This is a genomic window from Paenibacillus sp. LHD-117 (genome assembly GCF_030929555.1).
Classification (GTDB): domain Bacteria; phylum Bacillota; class Bacilli; order Paenibacillales; family Paenibacillaceae; genus Pristimantibacillus.
This window is the reverse complement of sequence record NZ_JAVFVT010000049.1, coordinates 31302-52331: the sequence shown is the minus strand read 5'-3', so window position 1 is coordinate 52331 and position 21030 is coordinate 31302. Positions and strand designations below refer to the sequence as shown.

The 21030-nt window shown below is 56.1% G+C and carries 17 protein-coding genes and 2 pseudogenes; 13 read left to right on the top strand and 6 right to left on the bottom strand.

Annotation, left to right across the window (positions count from 1 at the left end; translation table 11 throughout):
- Positions 1-141: 141 nt before the first annotated feature.
- A complete protein-coding gene (locus RB620_RS27455; RefSeq protein WP_308100000.1) occupies positions 142-1047 on the bottom strand; it encodes a 3'-5' exonuclease in 906 nt (301 codons plus the stop codon).
- Between the two features lie 140 nt (positions 1048-1187).
- On the opposite strand from RB620_RS27455, the gene RB620_RS27450 reads away from it, so the two are divergent.
- The gene (locus tag RB620_RS27450; protein ID WP_308099998.1) at positions 1188-2408 is read left to right on the top strand and encodes a multidrug effflux MFS transporter; all 1221 of its coding nucleotides are present in this window, start codon (positions 1188-1190) and stop codon (positions 2406-2408) included.
- Here RB620_RS27450 and RB620_RS27445 read toward each other — a convergent pair.
- Together RB620_RS27445 and RB620_RS27440 are read right to left on the bottom strand one after the other, a co-directional pair.
- A complete protein-coding gene (locus tag RB620_RS27445; RefSeq protein WP_308099996.1) occupies positions 2405-3079 on the bottom strand; it encodes a class I SAM-dependent methyltransferase in 675 nt (224 codons plus the stop codon). The genes RB620_RS27450 and RB620_RS27445 overlap by 4 nt on opposite strands.
- 109 nt (positions 3080-3188) lie before the next feature.
- Complete coding sequence (locus RB620_RS27440; protein WP_308099993.1) at positions 3189-4304, bottom strand: winged helix DNA-binding domain-containing protein; 1116 nt, start codon at positions 4302-4304, stop codon at positions 3189-3191.
- A gap of 185 nt (positions 4305-4489) precedes the next feature.
- Between RB620_RS27440 and RB620_RS27435 the strand changes: the two genes are divergently transcribed.
- From RB620_RS27435 to RB620_RS27415, 7 genes and pseudogenes are all read left to right on the top strand, one after another.
- A complete protein-coding gene (locus RB620_RS27435; RefSeq protein WP_308099992.1) occupies positions 4490-4798 on the top strand; it encodes a Dabb family protein in 309 nt (102 codons plus the stop codon).
- A 101-nt stretch (positions 4799-4899) separates the two neighbouring features.
- A complete protein-coding gene (locus RB620_RS27430; RefSeq protein ID WP_308099991.1) occupies positions 4900-5571 on the top strand; it encodes a bifunctional 2-keto-4-hydroxyglutarate aldolase/2-keto-3-deoxy-6-phosphogluconate aldolase in 672 nt (223 codons plus the stop codon).
- A 233-nt stretch (positions 5572-5804) separates the two neighbouring features.
- A complete protein-coding gene (gene fumC, locus RB620_RS27425) occupies positions 5805-7190 on the top strand; it encodes a class II fumarate hydratase (RefSeq protein ID WP_308099990.1) in 1386 nt (461 codons plus the stop codon).
- Between the two features lie 143 nt (positions 7191-7333).
- Positions 7334-8218, top strand: a pseudogene (locus RB620_RS30545) (ABC-F family ATP-binding cassette domain-containing protein); the annotation flags it as partial.
- Between the two features lie 147 nt (positions 8219-8365).
- Positions 8366-8728, top strand: a pseudogene (locus tag RB620_RS30540) (ATP-binding cassette domain-containing protein); the annotation flags it as partial.
- Positions 8729-9076: 348 nt separating this feature from the next.
- Entirely contained in the window at positions 9077-9310 is a 234-nt protein-coding gene (locus RB620_RS30535; RefSeq protein WP_483874759.1) for an ABC transporter C-terminal domain-containing protein, read from the top strand.
- 38 nt (positions 9311-9348) lie between these two features.
- The gene (locus RB620_RS27415) at positions 9349-9999 is read left to right on the top strand and encodes a fumarylacetoacetate hydrolase family protein (RefSeq protein ID WP_308099986.1); all 651 of its coding nucleotides are present in this window, start codon (positions 9349-9351) and stop codon (positions 9997-9999) included.
- Between the two features lie 98 nt (positions 10000-10097).
- Here RB620_RS27415 and RB620_RS27410 read toward each other — a convergent pair whose 3' ends face one another.
- Positions 10098-10559 (bottom strand): Dps family protein, encoded by a 462-nt coding sequence (locus RB620_RS27410; protein WP_308099984.1) that lies wholly within the window; start codon positions 10557-10559, stop codon positions 10098-10100.
- Between the two features lie 171 nt (positions 10560-10730).
- Between RB620_RS27410 and RB620_RS27405 the strand changes: the two genes are divergently transcribed.
- A complete protein-coding gene (locus RB620_RS27405; protein WP_308099982.1) occupies positions 10731-11849 on the top strand; it encodes an RNA-guided endonuclease InsQ/TnpB family protein in 1119 nt (372 codons plus the stop codon).
- Between the two features lie 493 nt (positions 11850-12342).
- On the opposite strand, the gene RB620_RS27400 is transcribed toward RB620_RS27405, so the two are convergent.
- Positions 12343-14298, bottom strand: a complete 1956-nt coding sequence (locus RB620_RS27400) for a glycoside hydrolase family 15 protein (RefSeq protein WP_308099980.1) — start codon at positions 14296-14298, stop codon at positions 12343-12345.
- Positions 14299-14302: 4 nt separating this feature from the next.
- A complete protein-coding gene (locus tag RB620_RS27395; protein ID WP_308099978.1) occupies positions 14303-15331 on the bottom strand; it encodes a LacI family DNA-binding transcriptional regulator in 1029 nt (342 codons plus the stop codon).
- A 440-nt stretch (positions 15332-15771) separates the two neighbouring features.
- Here RB620_RS27395 and RB620_RS27390 point away from each other — a divergent pair, with 440 nt between their 5' ends.
- From RB620_RS27390 to RB620_RS27375, 4 genes are all read left to right on the top strand, one after another.
- Positions 15772-17097 (top strand): sugar ABC transporter substrate-binding protein, encoded by a 1326-nt coding sequence (locus RB620_RS27390; protein WP_308099976.1) that lies wholly within the window; start codon positions 15772-15774, stop codon positions 17095-17097.
- 83 nt (positions 17098-17180) lie between these two features.
- Positions 17181-18494: a carbohydrate ABC transporter permease gene (locus RB620_RS27385; protein WP_308099974.1), complete on the top strand. Its 1314-nt coding sequence runs from the start codon at positions 17181-17183 to the stop codon at positions 18492-18494.
- Positions 18495-18496: 2 nt separating this feature from the next.
- Complete coding sequence (locus RB620_RS27380) at positions 18497-19336, top strand: sugar ABC transporter permease (RefSeq protein ID WP_308100005.1); 840 nt, start codon at positions 18497-18499, stop codon at positions 19334-19336.
- Entirely contained in the window at positions 19336-21018 is a 1683-nt protein-coding gene (locus tag RB620_RS27375) for an alpha-amylase family glycosyl hydrolase (protein WP_308100002.1), read from the top strand. Before RB620_RS27380 ends, RB620_RS27375 begins: the two co-directional genes overlap by 1 nt.
- Positions 21019-21030: the final 12 nt, after the last annotated feature.

Below are 21030 nucleotides of genomic sequence, written 5' to 3'. Positions count from 1 at the left end.
CTGAAGAGTTTACTTTCTCGTTATTTGGAGCTTTGTTAACCTTTTGGAACCGCCGTATGCGGACCCGCATGTACGGTGGTGTGAGAGGACGGGGGCTAGCCGCCTCCTCCTACTCGATTTCCGAGATTACCGGAATCGCGTTTATGCTTGTTCCTCGCCGCTGCCGCCGGCCGATTCCGAAACGCTTGGCTCGGCTTTGTCTTGCATGGCGTCTGCAGGGGAGACTGTCGCTGCATCGCCATCGCCATCGGCAGGTTTCCGGGCCGCCTCCGGACGAGGCTTGGGCGCCGCGGGTTTTGGTTTCTTCGCAACCTCGGCTTCGAAATAAGCCTGCAGTTCCGCCGCTTTTTTCGGGTTGTCCAGCTTCACCTTGTCCTTCAGGACATGCTCGACGAGCGCTTCCCATGTCGGTTCCTTCTTCTGCGACCGCAGCAAACGCACCGCGTTCTTGACGAGCCTGCGTTCCTTGGCGTTCGTGTGAAGATCTTTGTACTTCTGCTTATAGCTGAAGTCGAGCTCCGTGAACGACTTGCGGAAGATGTCCGCCGTCATTCGAGCGTCGTCCAGCGCGCGGTGGGCGGAGCCTTCCGAGCTGAGACCGAGATCCAGCAGCGCCGCTTCGACGCTCACGTCGTTCGTTAAGCCGCGGTAGCGCAGAAAACCTTTGAGCAGATCGTAATAATCGACCCCGAGCCAGTAGGCATCGTCAAGCTTATGCATGCGCGTATCGAGTACAATGCGCTTCAAGTCTTCGCCGCCCCACGTGACGAGCAGAGGGGATTCGCTGCGCGCGAGCCACTGAAGGAACGCCCCGATGACGCGGGGAAACCGTTCCGCCGTATCGATCGACTCCTGTGGAATGCCCGTCTTCTTCTGAATGAAGCTGTTCAGCTTGGCGAAGTAAACCGGTTTTATGAAAGCCGTAAATTCGTCCACGATTTCCAAAGAGGCGTTCAGCCGGACGGCTCCGATCTCGATAACCTCCATGGGCAGATCGCTGGCGAACTTGCGGCCGTTAAATTCAATATCCAATACGATGTAGTCCAATACCGTAACCTCCGCTATGAGTGTCGCAGCTTCCATTCTAACAGATATCGGCCAGGAAAGCTTCTTTTTGACCAGATCATCGGATCGGTTATACAATGAGTCTTGGGTTTCCAGCAGCATGAGAGGAGAATGTTTATCTGATGTCTTCAACCAACACGATTGCAAAGCCCATGGCGAGGTCCAAGCGACTGCTGATCGCCGTCATCCTCGGATCGCTGTCCGGCATCGGGCCGCTTAGCATCGACATGTATTTGCCGGCGCTCCCGGCGTTATCGGACGATCTAGGCGCTTCCGCTTCGCTTACCCAGCTTAGCTTAACGGCATGCCTGGTCGGTATCGCCCTCGGCCAATTAATTGTAGGGCCAATCAGCGACGTCAGAGGTCGCCGCGCGCCTCTGCTCATCGGCATGGCCGTCTATTCGATTATTTCGTTGCTCTGCGTAGTTTCGCCGAGTATTTGGGCATTTATTTTTCTTCGGTTCGTACAAGGGTTTGCCGGCGCGGCCGGCATCGTCATCGCGAGGGCGAGCGTCCGGGATTTATATTCGGGCGTTGAGCTGACGAAGTTTTTTGCTTTGCTTATGCTGATTAACGGCGCGGCTCCGATTCTTGCGCCGATGATCGGAGCGGAGATCGTTACGTTTACTTCTTGGCGAGGCGTCTTCGCCGTCCTTAGCGGTTCGGGCTTGCTGATGCTGGCTGCCGTTTTCGTCGGGCTGAAGGAAACGCTGCCGCCGGAGCGCCGTTCTCGCGGCGGCTTGCGGAATACGATCATCACGTTTCGAAGGCTTCTCGGGAATTCGATATTCATGGGTTATGCATTTACACAGGGACTGATGATGGCGGCGATGTTCGCTTATATTTCGGGCTCCTCCTTCGTTCTGCAGGAGTTGTACGGCGTCACGCCCAGGGGCTACAGCCTCGTCTTCGGCTTGAACGGGGCGGGCATTATCGTCGCGAGCCAAATCGCGGGAAGGCTGGCGGGCAAGGTGGAGGCGCGCAGGATGCTGGCGATCGGCCTGTCCATCGCGGGAGCCGGAGCCTTGATCCTGATGGGGGCTGTGACGCTCGAGCTAGGATTGCCGCTCGTGATCGCGGGTTTATTCTTTATCGTATCTAGCGTGGGGATTACGGGCGCAACGACGACCTCGCTCGCGCTCCAGGACCAAGGCAGCTCCGCGGGAAGCGCTTCGGCGCTGCTCGGCATGCTGTCGTTCGTATTCGGCGGGGCGGCGGCGCCGCTCGTCGGGCTCGGCGGCGAGGGGACGGCGCTGCCGCTCGCGATCGTTATTTTATTGCTGATCGCGGCCGCCTTCGTCTGTTTCTCGCTTTTCACCCGCAAGAAGCCGGGATTCAACTAAGCCCGCGCCATGTAAACGGTAAATTCGTTATACTTGTACACGCAGTCGACGGAGGCGAACCCGGCTTCGCGAAGCCATGACAGCTGGTCGGATAGCGACGCGTTCTTATCGAGCGCCCTGCGCGCCTTCGACGCACCGATGGCGGCTTGCGTTAAGCCGCTTCGCGAGATCGCCTGCTCCCACAGTTCGCCGTACTTGCGGTCAATCTCGGGCGTGTCGCCCGCGGATTGATCCGCGTTGACGAACACGCCGCCCGGGCTTAGCAGCTCCCGAACGCGGCGGAATAATTCCCGCTTCTGCTCATGCTCCAAATGGTGGATCGATAGGGAAGAGACGACGGCATCGAACTTGCTTTCGAATTCGAACGCCGTATAATCAGCGGTTACGAAGCGGATTCCATCGCGGCCCGCGAACCTCGCGCGCGCTCGATCCAACATTTCCTCACTAAAGTCGATTAACGTAAGCGACGCCTCCGGAAACTTATCCAGCAGCATGGAGGTGAGCAGTCCGGTGCCCGCCCCCAGATCGAGGATGACTGGCTTCGCGCCTTCGATCTCGGTCCATGCGACGGCGGAACCGTAGAAGTCGTCGAAACAAGGAATTAGACCTCTACGTTCCTCGTCGTAACGCCGCGCCGCTTCATCGAATTGTTTCTTGATCGTGTTCTCCATCGAGAATCCCTCCTTTGGTTTCTCCAATCATATCCTTAACGCTAAACCTGCGGAAATATATAAAACTTATATCTTTAATAGGTTAAAACTATGAAATGCGAGGTCAAGGTCATGATCCGATTGCTGGTTCCCAAACGATCGAGTGATCAAGCCCGGGTTCAGCGAATGTAAGCAAGCGGAGCCCTTCTTCCTCCAAAGATTCGCGGTCTCTCACAGCCAAAGAGCGGAATGGCCGAAGGCGAAGGACGGCCGACTTCTTGGAAGTTTCGATGTTCCAAAGGCCCTGCACGAAACCGTCCACAAGAAACGTCGACTTGATGATTCCATTGATCGTGAACACGAGCGGCTTGTATTCGGGAGCCATAATCCGGCTGCGATCATGGAAGGAGAGCAACATGTTGTCGAACTCGGACAGAAACCTCGCCGGCGCAGGCGCGTCGCCCGGAGGGAGCGGCATGTCCGCTAAGTCGAATAGCTCCTGCCCGGCTTCGTCCCGATACGCGCGCAGTTCCGGGCGCAGCCTGGCGAAGACGGTCCCGAGCTTCGTAAGACCGGACCAAACGCCCATATCCTTCGCCGACGCAGGGCCGAAGACGCGCAAATAACGCCTGGCCAGCTCGAGTAAATCTTGTTCATCCGCTTGCACGAGCGGCCTGCCGAGCCATTCATCGACCGGAGCATGAATGGCGCCGCCGCTTTGTCCCCACACGCCCCGCGGGGGAAGCTGGACTAACGGGATAAGGCAGCGCACCGCGCCGGACAAAGCGTTGACGCTGCTTGCAGGCCACTTTGCCAAAAGATGTTTGCCAAGCTCTTCGAACGTTTGGGGCTGCTCGGCCAACCTTGTTCGAGCTTCGGCTAACAGAAGCTCCAAATCCACGCCGGATAAGTCCCGCTTGTAAGTCCCCATCAGCGAGCGCTCCAGTACCGGCTGGAGGACGGGGCGGAAGAGGAGGCAGTCGTGCGCGGACACGAGATGGATCGTGGATCGCATAAGCGCGATCCGCGCGACTTGCCTGCCAAGAAGCAGCTCTGACAATTGCTCGGGCTTGAAGTCGCGAAGCCTGCTCCATAGTGCGTAGTAAGGCGGCATCGGCGCCTGTGATTGAAGTCCGGCGAGCCGTTCGATCGCGTCGAGCGGGTTGAGGCCGGAGCGCTCCAGCAGCATTTGGCGTTCGAGCAAGGCACGGTTTAACTCTTTTTGGCTTAATCGATTCGTGGACACGGTTTTCCCCTCCGAAAGGTCATTCTTTATCTATTAGTATAACCAATGCTGGAAGACGCTGGATAGCGCAATCTGCCAAACGCAAAGGATGTCTGTTCGCCTATGCAAGCCGAAGCGGCATATGATAAGGTGGAATGGAAGCTTAAACTCTTTAACCAAGAGCGGGAACAAAGGAGATGGAGATCATGAGCGAGGCAAACGGCTGGATTTTGCATTCCGTCATTTTTACCCTGAAGCACGAGAAAGGATCCGAGGAGGAGCGCCGATTCCTAGAGGACGGCGAACGCATCCTGACTTCGATCCCCGTCGTGAAAAATTTTAAAGTGTACAAGCAGGTCAGCGCCAAAAACGATTACGATTTCGGCTTCGCGATGGAATTCGGCAACCAAGAGGAATACGACGCTTACAACGTCCATCTGCTGCACGAGGCGTTTGTGGCCGAGCGCTGGCAGAAGGAAGTCGCGTCGTTCCTGGAGATCGACTACAAAAATTAACGTCATTTCCGGTTGCCGGATCGGCGGAATAGCTTTATAATGGCGCTAGAGAAATCGAACATTTTCGAACAAAGACGTACGAAAAGGGGAGAGGGTCTACCGTGTTAAAGAAGCTAAAAGTGTTGGGCCAATTGACGGATGCCGGCGTCGTAGCCGTGCTCCGAGCCGATTCGGCCGAAGAAGTGGCGGAGATGGCCAGGCGCGCCATCAAAGGCGGCATCAAGGCGATTGAAATTACGATGACAGTTCCGTTTGCGCTTCGCGCAATCGAACAGCTGTCCAAGGAATATTCGAGCGACGTCTCTCCGGAAGCGGATAATTTTGCGGTCATCGGCGTAGGAACGGTGCTCGATCCCGAGACGGCGCGCGCGGCCATTCTCGCGGGAGCCGAATACGTGGTGGCTCCGGCGCTTAATCCGGACACGATCAAGCTCTGCAACCGTTATGCGGTGCCGATCATGCCGGGCACGATGACGATCCAGGAAATTCAGAACGCGCTCGAGCTGGGAGTGGACGTGGTGAAGCTGTTCCCGGGCAATCTGTATTCCCCGAGCGTGATCCCGTCGATCAAAGGTCCGTTGCCGCAAGCGAACATCATGCCGACGGGCGGCGTGTCGCTCGACAACCTGAAGGATTGGATCAAAGCTGGCGCGGTTGCCGTAGGCATCGGCTCCGATCTGACGAAGGAAGCAGTCAAGACCGGCGACTTCTCGATCATCGAGCAGAAGGCCGCCGCTTACGTCGCCGCTTACAAGGAAGCGAAAGGGCTGTAATCCACGGCAATTTCGACTGCCGGATGAAAGCGCCCGCGAAGCTTTTGGCTTCAGCGGGCTTTTTTTTGAATTCTGCCCCACGATAGGACGGCGACAGCCGTTTCGCCTTGCTCAAAGCTCTGTCCGGTTTGCCTTGGTTCGGCTTGCTTCTACGGGCGATTAGCGTTATAAATGAATGAGGTTATCAGCTTCTGTAAGAAGGACTAATTCAAGCGTAAAGGAGTCGTTACTTAATGGATTACCGGATTGAGAAGGACACGATGGGTGAAATCAAGGTTCCTGCGGATAAGCTATGGGGCGCGCAGACGCAGCGCAGCTTGCAGAACTTCAAAATTAGCGGCGAAAGAATGCCGATCGAAGTCGTATATGCGATGGCGATCGTGAAGAAAGCTTCCGCGTTCGCGAACCGCAAGTTAGGCGTGCTGGACGAAGAGAAAGCCGTCGTGATCGGTGAAGCGGTCGACGAAATACTAAGCGGCAAGTGGGACGCGGAGTTCCCGCTCGTCGTCTGGCAGACGGGAAGCGGCACGCAGACCAACATGAACGTCAACGAAGTGGTTGCCCGCCGCGCGAACCAAATTCTCGAAGCCCGTGGAAGCGCGACGCGCGTCCATCCGAACGACGACGTGAACCGTTCGCAAAGCTCGAACGACACGTTCCCTGCGGCCATGCACATCGCGGGCGTCATCGCGGTCGAGGATCGTTTGATTCCGTCGCTTGACGTGCTGAACGGCACGCTCCGCGCGAAAGCGGAGAAATTTAACGACCTGGTGAAGATCGGACGCACCCATCTCCAGGACGCAACGCCGATTACGTTCGGCCAAGAGATCAGCGGCTGGTACTCGATGCTGGACAACACGCGCGCGATGCTCGTCCAAAGCGTGGACACGATGCGCGAGCTGGCGCTCGGCGGAACGGCGGTCGGTACGGGCCTGAACGCTCACCCGGACTACGCAGTTGCGGTTGCGGAAGAAGTAACGGCGCTGACAGGCAAGACGTTCGTCACGGCGCGCAATAAGTTCCATTCCCTGACCAGCCATGACCAAATGGTCTACACACACGGCGCGATCAAGGCGCTCGCGGCGAATCTGATGAAGATCGCGAACGACGTTAGATGGCTGGCAAGCGGTCCTCGCTGCGGAATCGGCGAAATTTCCATTCCGGAGAACGAGCCGGGCAGCTCCATCATGCCGGGCAAAGTGAACCCGACGCAGAGCGAAGCGATGACGATGGCGGTCTGCCAGGTTATCGGCAACGATGCTGCCATCGGCATGGCGGCAAGCCAAGGCAACTTCGAGCTGAACGTGTTCAAGCCGGTTATTCTGTATAATTTCATCCAATCCGTGGCGCTTATGTCCGATTCGATGATTTCGTTCAACGACAACTGCGCGGTCGGCATCGAGCCGAACGAAGAAGTGATCAAGCGCAACCTCGATCAATCGCTGATGCTCGTGACGGCGCTGAACCCGCATATCGGTTACGAGAATGCGGCGGCAATCGCCAAGAACGCGCACAAAAAAGGACTGACGCTCAAGGAATCCGCGATCGCGAGCGGCCTCCTGACTTCGGAGCAATTCGACGAGTTCGTTCGTCCGGAGAACATGATCGGCAAACGTTAATCGCGTTCCATAGGGAAGCCTGCCAGCCGCTTGCGGCTTGGCTGGCTTTTTTTTCGTATCCGCACGATGCGTGGGAACTTTCGGTTATGGTATGATACATATGGTTTCATTGTTTCATAACTAAACAAAAAGTGGGTTTGGACATGCATTTACTATCGGTTGAACATATAACGAAGAGCTACGGCGAGAAGCTGCTGTTCGAAGACGTCACGTTCGGCGTCGAGGACGGGGACAAAATCGGCATCATCGGCGTTAACGGCACGGGCAAGTCGACGTTTCTGAAGGTCATTGCCGGCATCGACCAGCCGGACTCCGGTTCGGTGTCGGTCGGCGGCAGGGTCATCGTCCGGATGTTGTCGCAGGATCCCGTATTCGCACCGAACGAAACGGCACTCGAGCATGTGCTCGGCGGGGATTCCCCGCAGCTGCGCGCCGTTCAAGCTTACGCTGCGGCGATGGGAGCGATGGAGCTGAATCCCGGCAGCGAGAAGCTGCAGCAGGAATTGATCGCGGCGAACGCGCGGATGGACGAGCTGGATGCGTGGGGACTCGAGAACGAAGCGAAGACGGCGCTGTCCAAGCTCGGCATCCAAGACCATGGCGCGAAGGTCGAGACGTTGTCGGGCGGCCAGCGCAAGCGTGTGGCCATGGCGGCGGCGCTCCTGCTGCCGTCCGACGTGCTCATTCTGGACGAGCCTACGAACCATATCGACAACGAATCCGTAGCCTGGCTCGAAGGCATGCTGCAGAAGCGGCGCGGGGCGCTGCTGATGATCACGCATGACCGGTATTTCCTCGACCGGGTCAGCAACCGGGTCATCGAGCTGGATCGCGGGCAGGCGCATTTCTACCAGGCCAATTACAGCCGGTTTCTGGAGCTGAAGCTGGAGCGGGAGGAGCGGGAAGCGGCATCGGAAGCGAAGCGGCAAAACCTGCTGCGCAACGAGCTAGCCTGGATCCGGCGCGGTGCGAAGGCAAGAACGACGAAGCAGAAGGCGCGGATCGACCGGTTCGAGGCGCTTAAGGACGCAGGGCCGAAGGCTGCGGACGGCAAGCTGGAACTGTCCGTCGCGTCCTCGCGGCTGGGCAAGAAGATCATGGAGGCGGAGGGCGTAGGCAAAAGCTACGGCGATCGCAAGCTCTTCTCCGGCTTCAGCTACATCGCCGTGCCGGAGGATCGCGTCGGCATCGTCGGACGCAACGGAAGCGGCAAATCGACGCTGCTGCGGATCATCGCCGGCAAGATCGAGCCGGACGAAGGTTCGGTGGAGCTGGGAACGACGGTGAAGCTGGGCTGGTTCTCGCAGGAGCGCGAAGAGATGGACGAGACGCTGCGTGTGATCGAGTACATCCGCGAAGACGCGGAGCAAGTGAAAACCGCCGACGGCACGACGATTTCCGCGGGACAGATGCTGGAGCGGTTCCTGTTCCCTCCGGCCATGCAATGGTCGCCGATCGCGAAGCTGTCGGGCGGGGAGAAGCGCCGCTTGCAGCTGCTGAGGGTGCTCATGAACGCGCCGAACGTCCTGCTCCTCGACGAGCCGACGAACGACCTGGATATCGCGACGCTAACCGTGTTGGAAGATTATCTTGACGACTTCCCGGGTGTCGTTTTTGTCGTTTCCCATGATCGTTATTTCTTGGACCGCACGGTGGACAAAATCATTGCTTTCGAAGGAAACGGCGTCATCACGCAGCATACGGGCAACTACTCGGAGTATCAGGAATACGCGGAGAAACGCGCGGCCGGCGATAAAGCTTCGAATGCGGGAGGCGGGCAATCGTCTTCTGCAGGAAGCTCGAAGGGCTCTCCGGCGGCTAACGCGGGCGCCGGGAAACCCGAATCCGTCGGCGATCGGCAGCCGGGCAAGGAACGCGCGCTCAAGATGTCTTACAAAGACCAGAAGGACTACGAGCAGATCGACGGCTGGATCGCCTTGGCGGAAGAGGAGCTTACGGCCGTAGCGGAAGCGATGGACGCGGCGAGCAGCGATTCGGCCAAGCTGCAGGAGCTGGCGGCGGAGCAGCAGCGGCTGGAGCAGAAGCTCGAAGAGCTGATGGAGCGCTGGACGGAGCTGAACCTGTTGGCGGAAGAAATCGCCGCGCAGAAGAAAGGTTAAAACCCGCAGATACAATCCCATCAAGGAGGCCACTTGCAATGAGCACAATCGGAGTAGAACCGAAAGAGATCAAAAACATTTATTGCATTGGACGCAACTATAAGCTCCATGCGCTGGAGCTAGGCAATGAGGTGCCGGAATCGCCGCTCGTCTTCATGAAGCCAAGCCACTCCGTTGCGGGGATGGACGGCGGCACGGTCGAGCTTCCGGGCAGCGCGGGCGAAGTGCATTTCGAGCTCGAAATCGTGCTTCGCATCGGTGAAGGTTATAAGCCGGGAGCGCCGGCTGACGACTGTATCGACGCCATGACGCTCGGCCTTGACTTGACGCTTCGCGATGTGCAATCGAAGCTGAAGGCCAAAGGACAGCCTTGGCTGGAGGCCAAAGGGTTCAAAGCATCCGCGCCGTTGGGCCGCTTGATGGCGTATCCCGGCGAAGCCGCGCTGGCGGAGCAGGAGTTTACGCTTCTTCGCGGCGAAGAGGTCGCTCAGCGAGGCTGCGCGAAGGATATGATTTTTGGCGTATCGGAGCTGGTACGACACATCGAAGCGAACTACGGACTCGGCGCGGGCGATCTTATTTTCACGGGCACGCCGGCCGGCGTCGCGGCTCTCCGCGAAGGAGACAAGCTGCAAGCGTTCTGGGGCGAAGAAAAGCTCGGCGAATGTACGGTAACGCTGAACCAATAAGCTCGGAAAGCTGAATAAACACGCAAAAAAACCGGAGCGATAATGGCTTCCGGTTTTTTGCGATGGGATCGTGCTGATGGAGAATGAATCGCGCCGACTTATCTTCCGTTGAACGCGTTCAGCATCCAGACATGTTTCTCCAGCGTCGAGTGGATGGCGAGCAGCATGTCGGCGGTCGTTTCGTCATCCGCCTCTTGCGCGGCCTGCATGCCTTCCTTCAGTTCTCCGATAATGGCAGTGAAGTCCTTGACCAGCTGATCGACCATCTGCTCGGCCGTTTCCTTGCCTGCGGCTTCCTTGATGCTGGATTCCTCCAGATAATCGCTCATCTTCGCGATCGGCTGTCCATTCACCGCGAGCAGGCGCTCCGCGATTTCGTCGACGTGAAGCGCGGCTTCTTCGTAGAACTCTTGGAATTTGGCGTGCAGCGTGAAAAATTGGGTGCCTTTAACATACCAGTGGTAGTTGTGGAGCTTGATGTACAGGACGCTCCAGTTGGCGATTTGGCGGTTCAAATGTTGTTGGACGGTTTTGGATGTAGTTAGGGTTTTTGTTGTCATTTCGTAACATCCTTTCAAAGGTTCGTAGTTGGTTATTCATCAAAATCGCACAGGATACTCCCACTTCTCCAAGTGGGGGAGGAATGTGCGTCAGGCGCTAGCCTGAATGATTTTTTAAATGTTCTTGACCTCCTATATATGCTATCATAAGTATAGAAAGGAGGCGAACGTATGATCGTAACCGTCACTGCGAAAATCAAGATTAAGCCGACGGATAGTCAAATTGGGGCGCTGCATCAAACCATGATTGCTTATCGGCGAGGCTGCAAACTGGTCTCTGAATGTGTGTTCGACTCGAGTGAATTAAAGCTGCCTGCTTTGCACCGAATGACCTATCACACTCTTCGCAGCACGTTTGGCTTGCGTTCCCAAATGGCTCAGTCGGTGATGAAAACCGTCATTGCCAGATATAAGACGATTCGGAGCAGCGGCCACGATTGGACGCGCGTGCAGTTTAAGAAGCCGGAATACGATCTCGTCTGGAATAGGGATTATTCGCTGAACGCGCAGCTGTTCTCTGTGAATACGCTTCAGGGCCGGATCAAAGTCCCCTTCGAATCCAAGGGAATGGAAGCTTATTTCGATGGCTCTTGGACATTCGGCACAGCAAAGCTTGTATTGAAAAAACGCAAATGGTTTCTGCATATTCCTGTATCTAAGGAAATAGCAGCTCCTGGGCTGCAGGAGATCGAACAAGTTGCCGGGATCGATCTGGGCATCAACTTTATTGCCACGGCATACGGCTCCGATGGCAAGACCGTCTTCTACCGGGGCAGGGCGCTGAAACGAAAACGAGCGAACTACAAACGATTGCGTTCCGAGCTTCAGCGCAAACAAACGGCCTCGTCACGCCGCAGGCTGAAACAAATCGGAGAGCGAGAAACCCGCTGGATGACGGATGTGAATCATCAGGTCAGTAAGGCACTCGCCCGCCGATACGGGGCGAATACGCTGTTTGTGCTGGAGGATTTGACAGGTATTCGCCGTGCAACGGAAAAAGCCAAGTTAAAGGATCGCTATGTGACGGTATCATGGGCGTTCCACCAGCTTCGCACCATGCTGGAGTACAAGGCGCAGCTTGCGGGATCGATCGCGATTGCGGTTGATCCGAAGCACACGTCGCAGGCATGTCCGATATGCGGCCACATTGCAAAAGAAAATCGGGATAAAGGGAAGCATCGTTTCAATTGCCGGGACTGCGGATATGCAAGCAATGATGACCGCATAGGCGCTATGAATCTCTTTCTGAAGGGAAAACAGTACCTTCTGCAAGGTGCAGGCGTAGCATGACTAGGCTTGCAGGGCAGCTGTCAATCTGCCCATCGATAGGCGTATGCTTATCGTGGATGTAACACCACGTTCCTCTGAACGCCAAGAGATCGGAGTCGTAGAGACGTTACCACGATCGGGTAGTTACAAGCTCCCACTACAAACGATAGTTAAGTGGGAGTCATTGACTGTGTTTACACCGGTTAACGGTCACTGAAACAGTCGCGAATCGAATAGGAGCAACAGTTGGAGTCCTGCGATTAGTTTGCTCCTCCGACGGCGAAAGCATGCAGAAGAGCCAAAGTTAGGAAAGATGCGGGCAAGCGCGCGCAGTGCTCAAGATAATCTCCGTTCCAACACGGTATCGATATTTAGATTAATTCCTTATTTATAATTATTATAAACTACAAGCGGTTTGTCAAGTCGCATCTTGCAGTCGTTCGGAAGTCGCCCACCAAAACAAAAGACCGGGCAAAGGGATATTCCCTCGCCCGGTCTTCCGCCATCCGTACGATCAAATCTTCGCTTCCGCGTCAGCCAGCATGAACAGCGTCAGCACGAACATCGCGTGCGACCACGTGAGCGGCACGACCCAAGCGGTCTCGCCGGTCGTTTTGTCGACCTGCTCCGGCAACAAGCCGGTTTCGGTGCGGTGCGCCACCGCCCAGTTCAGCAGTTCTTTCGCGGCATCCAGCTCGCCGATCGCGATCCGGTAGTGGGCCAGCCACAGCGTCGTCAAAATCCACGGGTTCCCGCCGATGTAGATATCGTCCTCGTAACGTTTGATTCCGCCGACGCCCGGCACCGTCAAGGACGCCTCGATTGCGTCCGCTGTCTTGCGCATCCGCTCGTCATCCGCGGACACGGCCTCGAACGGTACCGACAAGCCGATCAAGCTGATGTCAACGATCGGATCTTGTTTCATCACATGTTTACGGTAGCCTTTGCTCAGCTCCAGCACGTAGCCTTCTCTGTCATCGGCGACAAAATGGTCGTACTTCTCCGCGCTTACGGATAGGTTAACCCCGCGCAAATAATGGCCGGACGCATCATCCCAGCAGTCGGATTGGATGGAGGAGGCGATCCTTGCCGCGAGCCCACGCCACTCCGAAGCTTGGCCCGACTCTCCCGCAAGCTCGGCGAAGCTCGCCGCAGCCGTTAATCCGCCATAAACGGCGGCCGAGGAATAAGTATGCGAGGCTTCGCGCTCCTCCCACAGATCGATGCTCGGCTTCGGAAGGCCGCTGCTTTCGTCGATGAAGCCGGCGAGGAACGAAGCGCCTTTCCGGACTGCCGGCCATACGGAATCGGCGAACGCGCCGTCATGTTTGACCAAATAATGCTGCCACATGCCCCATAGGATCGAGGCGCCTTCGTCGATCTGAAGACCCCAGGACGGAGCGAGACTGCCGTCGTGATAATGGCGCTGCTGCCACGAACCGTCCGGCGATTGCGCGCTAAGCGTCCAGGCGTAGAACTGGTCGGTCAGATCGTATAAGCCTGCGAGGTCGAGCGCCGTCGTAATGTAGGCCGCGTCTCTTCCCCAGCAGTAGGAATAACCCCCGCAGCGCTGGAACCGCTCGTCGAACTCTGGCGCGGCGATGATGCTGCCCGTCTTCTCGTCGGACATCAGCTTGAACATAAGCAGGGAGCGGTCGTAGACCTCCTTCAGCTCTTCGTTATCGACCGGGCAAGGCGTAGCCGCCTCCAAATATTCGCGCCAGTAACGATCCGTCTCGTCCGCCCAATCGCGGCTCGCTTTGCTCTTCGCTAACCGGAGTGCCTCAAGCGCTTGCTCCTCGCTTCGTCCCGCTGCGATGTAAAGCGGCAGCGTAACGGATTCGCCGGCCTTCAGCTCGTCGATCTGCCATGCCATAGCGCCATCCGGGCGCATGTCGATGACATTGCCGGCGAGCTCGCCGTTTTGTGCGGCTTCGGATTCCCATGGCAATCCGGCTTGGAATTTTGCGCATACGTTTGCACAACTTAATGCAAAAAAGTAACCATGGCGGAAATGGATCAATGCGTCGGACTCATGATTAAACATGGTCGTATTATAGAGCCCGTTCTCGCTAATGACGAAGGAGGAGTGAACGACGAATCGGAACGATGCCGAGCTCGCCCCGGTGTTCGAAAACGTGTATTCGCGAACGAGCAAATCCTGTCCCGGGACTGCAAAATGACGGCTGTCGATCGAAATCGGCGACGATGGCGAGGAAGCTTTTACGATAAGCGTATTGGAGCCTTTCGCATAGGCGGCTTCATGCCGCCATCCATCTGCGCTGTCGTCGAACCAAGAGACGGCGGCGCCTTCGATTTGAATGCCCGTGCGCATGGCGTCTACATGCTGAGGCGTATCAATGTTCGGCCACCATAGCCGGTACATCCTGCCGGTGCGTCCCATGGAAGCTAGCATGGAGGAATTGCCGACGATCGCGTCGATTAGAAACGGTTTGTTGTTGCTGGACATGTGATTAGCTCCTTTTGCTAACGGATAGGATGGATGAATCCCTGACGATGAGCCGGTGCGGAATGATCATCCGTTCTTGATAAATGTCATCTTCGTTAATATGGCGGATCAGCAGCTGCGAGGCGGAATAACCAAGCTGGTACGTCCCGATATCGACGGAGCTTATCGGGGGCGTCGCAAGCTCAGACAACGCGATGTTGTTGAAGCTGACGAGGCTGATGTCCTGCGGGACGGAAAAACCGAGCTCGCTAAGGCCGCGCAGTACGCCGAAACCTACGACGTCGTCGATGACGACAAGGCCGCTGGGCCGCTCCGGAAGCCCCATCATGAAGGACATGGCGCGATAACCGCTTTGCTGAAGGAACTCGCCTTCGACGATCCACTCGCTCCGCATGGGAAGGCCTGCTTCGTTCATCGCTCTTCGATAACCGGTCATCCTGTCGTGGGACACGGTGAGTTCGGGAGGCCCGCTCACGAATCCGATCCTCTCGTGTCCTTGGATAATGAGATGATGAGTCGCGTCGTAGGCCGCTTGCTCGTTGTCGTTATCGACGGAGAGAATATTCACATTTCCTTCGGGACGGCCTACAAGCACGGTAGGGAAGCCGTGTTTGTTCAGCATTTCAATAAGCGGATCGTTCTTGCGCGCGGAGAGCAGGATGATGCCGTCTACGCGCCTGCCGAGCACGAGCCGGGAGATTGTCTCTTTCTCGTCGTGCTGGGAAGTGGCCGCGGCTAGCAGCATGTCATAGCCAGCCCGCGTCGATTGAGCGAGAATGCCTCTAAGAAGCTCACCGAAGAAGAAGTCTTGGAACAGTTCTTCCGCGGGACGCGGCAGCAGGATCGCCAGCGTGCGGGTTGTTTTGGACACAAGGCTTTTCGCCATTACATTGGGATGGTACCCCATTTCGTCCATGATTCGTTTGACTTTTTCCGTTGTGGCTTTGCTGATCCTAGGGTGGTTTGAAACGACCCGGGATACGGTGGAGGGCGAGACCCCCGCTGCTTTCGCGATATCTTTTATAGTAACCATGATTGACGAGCCTCCAATTGTTACATGACGATATTATGTCCATCCTAATGCAATTGTTGCTCACAAGTAAATATATATCTTGCTAATGCTTTAGCACAAATGACAAAAAACTGAGCATAGGGGAGAAATTGAAAGGAAAATCGAGTTTAAATGGGAATCTAACGAGAAAATGATCTGTGCAAACGTTTTAACAAATTGCATGTCATGTTGTATAGTGAAATCAAGAATAGAACGCTTTCAATTGGACATATTTGCAAATTATTAGTGGTTTCATAACGAAACATACGTCGGGCTGCTAATTTTTTGTGAAATTTGTACAAACGTTTGCGCAAATTGTTGGATGCGGTTATAATCTGTTCTTGCAACGCTAATTTGCGTAAGCCAAAGGAAAGCGCGAGTTCTGGAATTTTACATTTATTTTTGGAAGGGGATCAAAAACAATGAAAAAATGGCTAGTCTCATCTATGATTATCGCGATGTTCGCGGTAACGGCATGCGGCGCGAACAACGGAAACAATGGCGGGGCGGCGAACAACGGCGGCGCGGAAGCGACAAATGCAGCAAACAATGGCGCTAACAATGCAGGTAACGACGCGGCTGCCGCTGAAGACGATCTGAACCCGGAAGACGGCGCGACTCTGCTCGTATGGGAATCCAAGGAACAACGTCCTTTCGTAGAAGCCATCGCCAAAGAATTTACGGCCAAATACGGCATCGACGTAAAAGTCGAAGAGATCGGCGCAGCCGACCAAGTGAACAAATTGATTTCCGACGGCCCTGCCGGTCTGGGCGCCGACGTCGTCGTGTTCCCTCACGACAACCTTGGCAAAGCGGTATCCGCAGGTCTCGTTCTTCCGAACGATTACTTCGAAGAGCAATCCCGCAGCGAAAACGCGGACAACGCGGTTAACGCGGTTTCTTACGATAACGTGCTGTACGGCTACCCGCGTTCGGTAGAAACCTATGCGCTGTTCTACAACAAAGCGTTGATGCCGACGCCTCCGAAAACATTCGACGAAATCGTCGAATTCGCCAAAACATTTAACGATCCGGCAGCAAACAAATACGCTCTCATGTGGGAAGTAGGCAACTTCTACTTCAACTATCCGTTCATCTCCACGGGCGGATATGTATATGGCGACAACGGCCAAAACAAAGATGACATCGGCCTGAACAACGAAGGCGCGATCGCGGGCATCAAATATTACGGTTCCCTGAAGGACAGCATCCTTCCGATGAACTCCGGCGACATTACGTATGACATCAAAAAAGGCCTGTTCACTTCCGGCACGCTGGCAATGGACATCAACGGCCCTTGGACGATCGCGGATTACAAAAACGCTGGAATCGATTTCGGCGTAGCGCCGCTTCCAAGCATTAACGGCCAGCCGGCTTCTTCCTTCTCCGGCGTCAAAGCTTGGTACGTGAACAGCTTCTCTAAATATCCGAACGCTTCCCGTCTGTTTGCGCGTTTCGCTTCCACGAAGGAAGCGCAGCTGAAGGACTTTGAAATGTCGGGCACGCTTCCGGCGAACAAGGAAGCAGCCGCGGACCAAAGCATTCAAAGCAACGAAATCGTCAAAGGTTTCCTGGAGCAATTCAACCAATCCACGCCAATGCCTTCCATCCCTGAGATGGGCAACGTATGGAGCCCGATCGCGGCCGCGTTCTCCGATGTATGGAATACGGGAAAAGACGCGAAGGAAGCGCTGGACAACGCGGTTCAACAAATCAAAGACGCGAACAACGGCACAGCAGCACAATAATAAGCAGAAGCATCGAAAGCTCGCCCGCCGGCTCGACCGGCGGGTGAACCGATGTTCAGACGAAAGGAAGGGAGCCAGGCGGAATGAATCGTCATCGCGGAATTGCGGCTACGTTGTCTGTGCTAGTTATGGGACTTGGCCAACTTTATAACCGCCAATTCATAAAGGGTTTCATATTGATGGCTGCCTACGCGGCAGCGTTGTTTTATTTCATCCCAAATTTAGGGAAAGCGGTCTGGGGCGTCGTAACCCTGGGCGAAAAAACGCAAGGCCTGCAAAAAGTCGGCAAGCTTATGGTACGGGTGGATGGGGATCATTCCATCTATTTGCTTATTAGCGGATTAATTACCTTATTCGTTTTCGTCATTTTTCTGGTTGTCTATATTCTGAACATTCGCGACGCGTACCTGACGGGAAGGCTGAGGGACGGCGGCGGGGAACCGGCGGCTTTCAAGCAGTCGTGGGCGCATCTGACGGATCGCGGTTTCCCGCATCTGATGCTTGCCATTCCAGCGCTCGGCGTCTTATTCCTGACGATCATGCCGATTGTTTTCATGATCATGCTGGCATTCACGAACTACGCGTCGCCTAATCATATTCCGCCGAAATCCTTGGTGGACTGGGTCGGTTTCGAAACCTTCGCCAATTTGTTGACTTTGAAAACATGGAGCCGGACGTTCTTCAGCGTATTCTCCTGGACGATCGTGTGGGCGGTCATCGCAACCGCCACGACGTATTTCGGCGGCATGCTGGTCGCGATCCTCGTCGAATCGAAGGGCGTGCGGTTCAAGAAGCTATGGCGCACGATCTTTATTTTGCCATACGCGATCCCGCAGCTGATCTCTCTGCTTGTTATGCGCAATCTGTTCAACGGCCAATTCGGTCCGATCAACCAATATCTTTCTTATTTCGGTCTTGGCAAGCTGCCCTGGCTGACCGACCCGATCTGGGCGAAAGCTACCGTCATTTTGGTCAACATGTGGGTCGGCATCCCGGTCTCCATGGTTCTGATCATGGGCATTCTGACGGCGATTCCGAAGGATCTGTACGAGGCGGCGGACGTGGACGGAGCGACGGGCTTCCAAAAGTTCAAAATCATCACGATGCCGTTCATTCTGTTCTCGACCGCCCCAATTCTGATCATGCAGTTCGCGGGCAACATCAACAACTTCAACGTCATCTTCCTGCTGACGAACGGCGATCCGGTCAACGGCAAGTACCAGTACGCGGGAAGCACGGACCTGCTCGTCACGTGGCTGTATAAGCTGACGCTTAACAACAACCAGTTCAACATGTCGTCGGCGATCGGCATCATCATCTTCCTGATCGTAGCATCGCTTTCGATTTGGAGCTACCGTCGTTCGAGATCCTACAAAGAGGAGGACATGATTCAATGAAAATGGGACGGAAATCCGCGAATGTGCTACGTCTGACCGTAAGCTACGCTATTCTCATCATAATTGCGGTCTGCGCGCTGTATCCCGCCCTTTGGGTGCTGCTGTCCTCGCTGAGGCCCGGAACCTCGCTGTTCAGCCCGACGCTCATTCCGGAGGAATTTACGATCGTTCATTATAAGGAGCTGTTCACGAATCCGAGCTTCCGATACGGCGCTTGGTATTTGAACACGCTGAAGATCGCGACGTTGTCCATGATTTTCTCGACGATTCTCGTGACGCTGAGCATGTACGCGTTATCCCGGTTCCGCTTCCGCGGCCGGAAGCAGACGCTTACCTTGCTGCTGGTGCTGGGCATGTTCCCGGGATTCATGAGCATGATCGCGGTATTCATCGTGCTGCTGCAGCTGAACTTGCTGGACACGCATGCGGCGTTGATCCTCGTCTATTCCGCAGGCTCGGTGCTGGGCGGCTTCGTCGTCAAAGGGTTCTACGACACGATTCCGCGCAGCCTCGACGAAGCGGCTCGCATCGATGGCGCGACGCATCTGCAGGTTTTCCTTCGCATCATGCTTCCGCTGTCGAAGCCGATGCTGACGTACGTTGCGCTGACGACGTTTACCGGCGCTTGGGTTGACTTTATTTTTGCCCGCTTGGTGCTTCGTTCCAAGGAAAACTGGACGCTCGCGGTCGGCATGTGGGATCTCGTCAACTCCTATCAGAACAGCAACTTCACGTTGTTCGCGGCTGGCGCCGTACTGATCGCGATTCCGATCACGCTTCTGTTCGTCTTCCTGCAGCGGTTCCTCGTGCAAGGATTGACTTCTGGCGCGTCGAAGGGATGATGCCGGTGGCTTCGAAGCTAGGATGGAAACGCGCGGCGCTGGCGTTCGCGCTGGCGGCCGCGCTGCTTGCGGGCTGCACGAACGCGAATGACGCGGCGGGCAATGAAACCGACGCCGGAGCGGGGACGGACGGAAGCGGGAACGGAAACTCTCAAACGTCGTCGGACCAAACGCCCGTCCCGGCTTCCTATGAAGTCGACGAGCAGCCATCGCGCGTGTTCTACGAAATTTTCGTTCGCTCGTTCTACGACACGAACGGGGACGGAATCGGAGATTTGAACGGCGTGACGGAGAAGCTCGATTACTTGGATGAGCTCGGCGTGGGCGGCATTTGGCTCATGCCGATCAATGCCTCGCCCAGCTATCACGGCTATGACGTAACGGATTATTATACGGTGAATCCGGAGTACGGGACGCTCGAGGATTTGAAACGGCTGCTGGACGAAGCGCATAAACGGGATATCGAGGTGATCATGGATCTGGTCGTGAATCATACGAGCAGCGAACATCCGTGGTTCAAGGATGCGCTGGCGAATCCCGACAGCCCGTACCGGAGCTGGTATACGATCGCCGGCAAGGACGAGCAGCTTCAGGCGGACGGCGCGGTCGGCGGCAATCCGTGGCATCCGTACGGGAGCCTGAAGTATTTAGGCGTGTTCTGGAGCGGCATGCCAGATCTCAACTTCGAAGAACCGAAGGTTCGCGAAGAGATGATCAAAATCGGCCGCTATTGGCTCGATCAAGGCCTCGACGGCTTCCGTCTCGACGCGGCCAAACATATTTACGGCGACTTTGCGTCCACCGTGAACAAACCCGAAGTGCAAGCGGACAATCTGGCCTGGTGGCAGGAGTTCCGCGCAGGGCTCGCGGCGGCGAAGCAGGATGTTTATTTGATCGGGGAAGTATGGGATTCCGTTTCGGTGATCGCGCCCTACTTCGACAAGGCGCTGGATTCTGCGTTCCACTTCGATCTGGCGGGCAAGCTGATTAGCGCGGCGCAGACCGAACGCGATCCCGATCTGGCCTATTCGCTCGGCAGAGTGTACGGCGCGTACGAGGCGAAGTCGGGGGGCGCGTTTCTGGACGCCCCATTCCTCAGCAACCATGACCAGAACCGGGTCATGAGCATGCTCGGCGGCAACTTGGATCATGCGCGGATGGCTGCGTCCCTGCTCCTCACTTTGCCGGGTACGCCGTTTCTCTATTACGGCGAAGAGATCGGCATGACCGGCATGAAGCCGGATGAATATATCCGCGAGCCGATGCTATGGCACGCCTCGGCCGAAGGCGGGGAAGGGCAGACTTCGTGGATTGCGCCGCGGTTTGCGTTGCCGGGAAGCGGTGTTTCCGTGGAGTCGCAGCTTAACGATGAATCCTCTCTGCTTGCGCACTACAAGACGCTGATCGGCTGGCGCAACGAAGAGCCGGCTCTCCGTGACGGCGGCATCGGGGAATATAAGATGGCCGAAGCGATTGCTGGGGTCAGCGCCTATGTTCGGATGACGAAGTCGGAGCGCGCGTTGGTCGTCCACAACTTGACGGGCGAGACTCGGACGGCGGAGCTGACGGCTTCCGATACGTTCGGCGAGTTCAAGGAGATTGTCCGTAGCACGAACGATGGGGCGAAGCTGGAAGGAGCGACGTTGTCGCTTCCGCCGTACAGCACGGTTATCTTGAAGTAAATCAAATGAGGC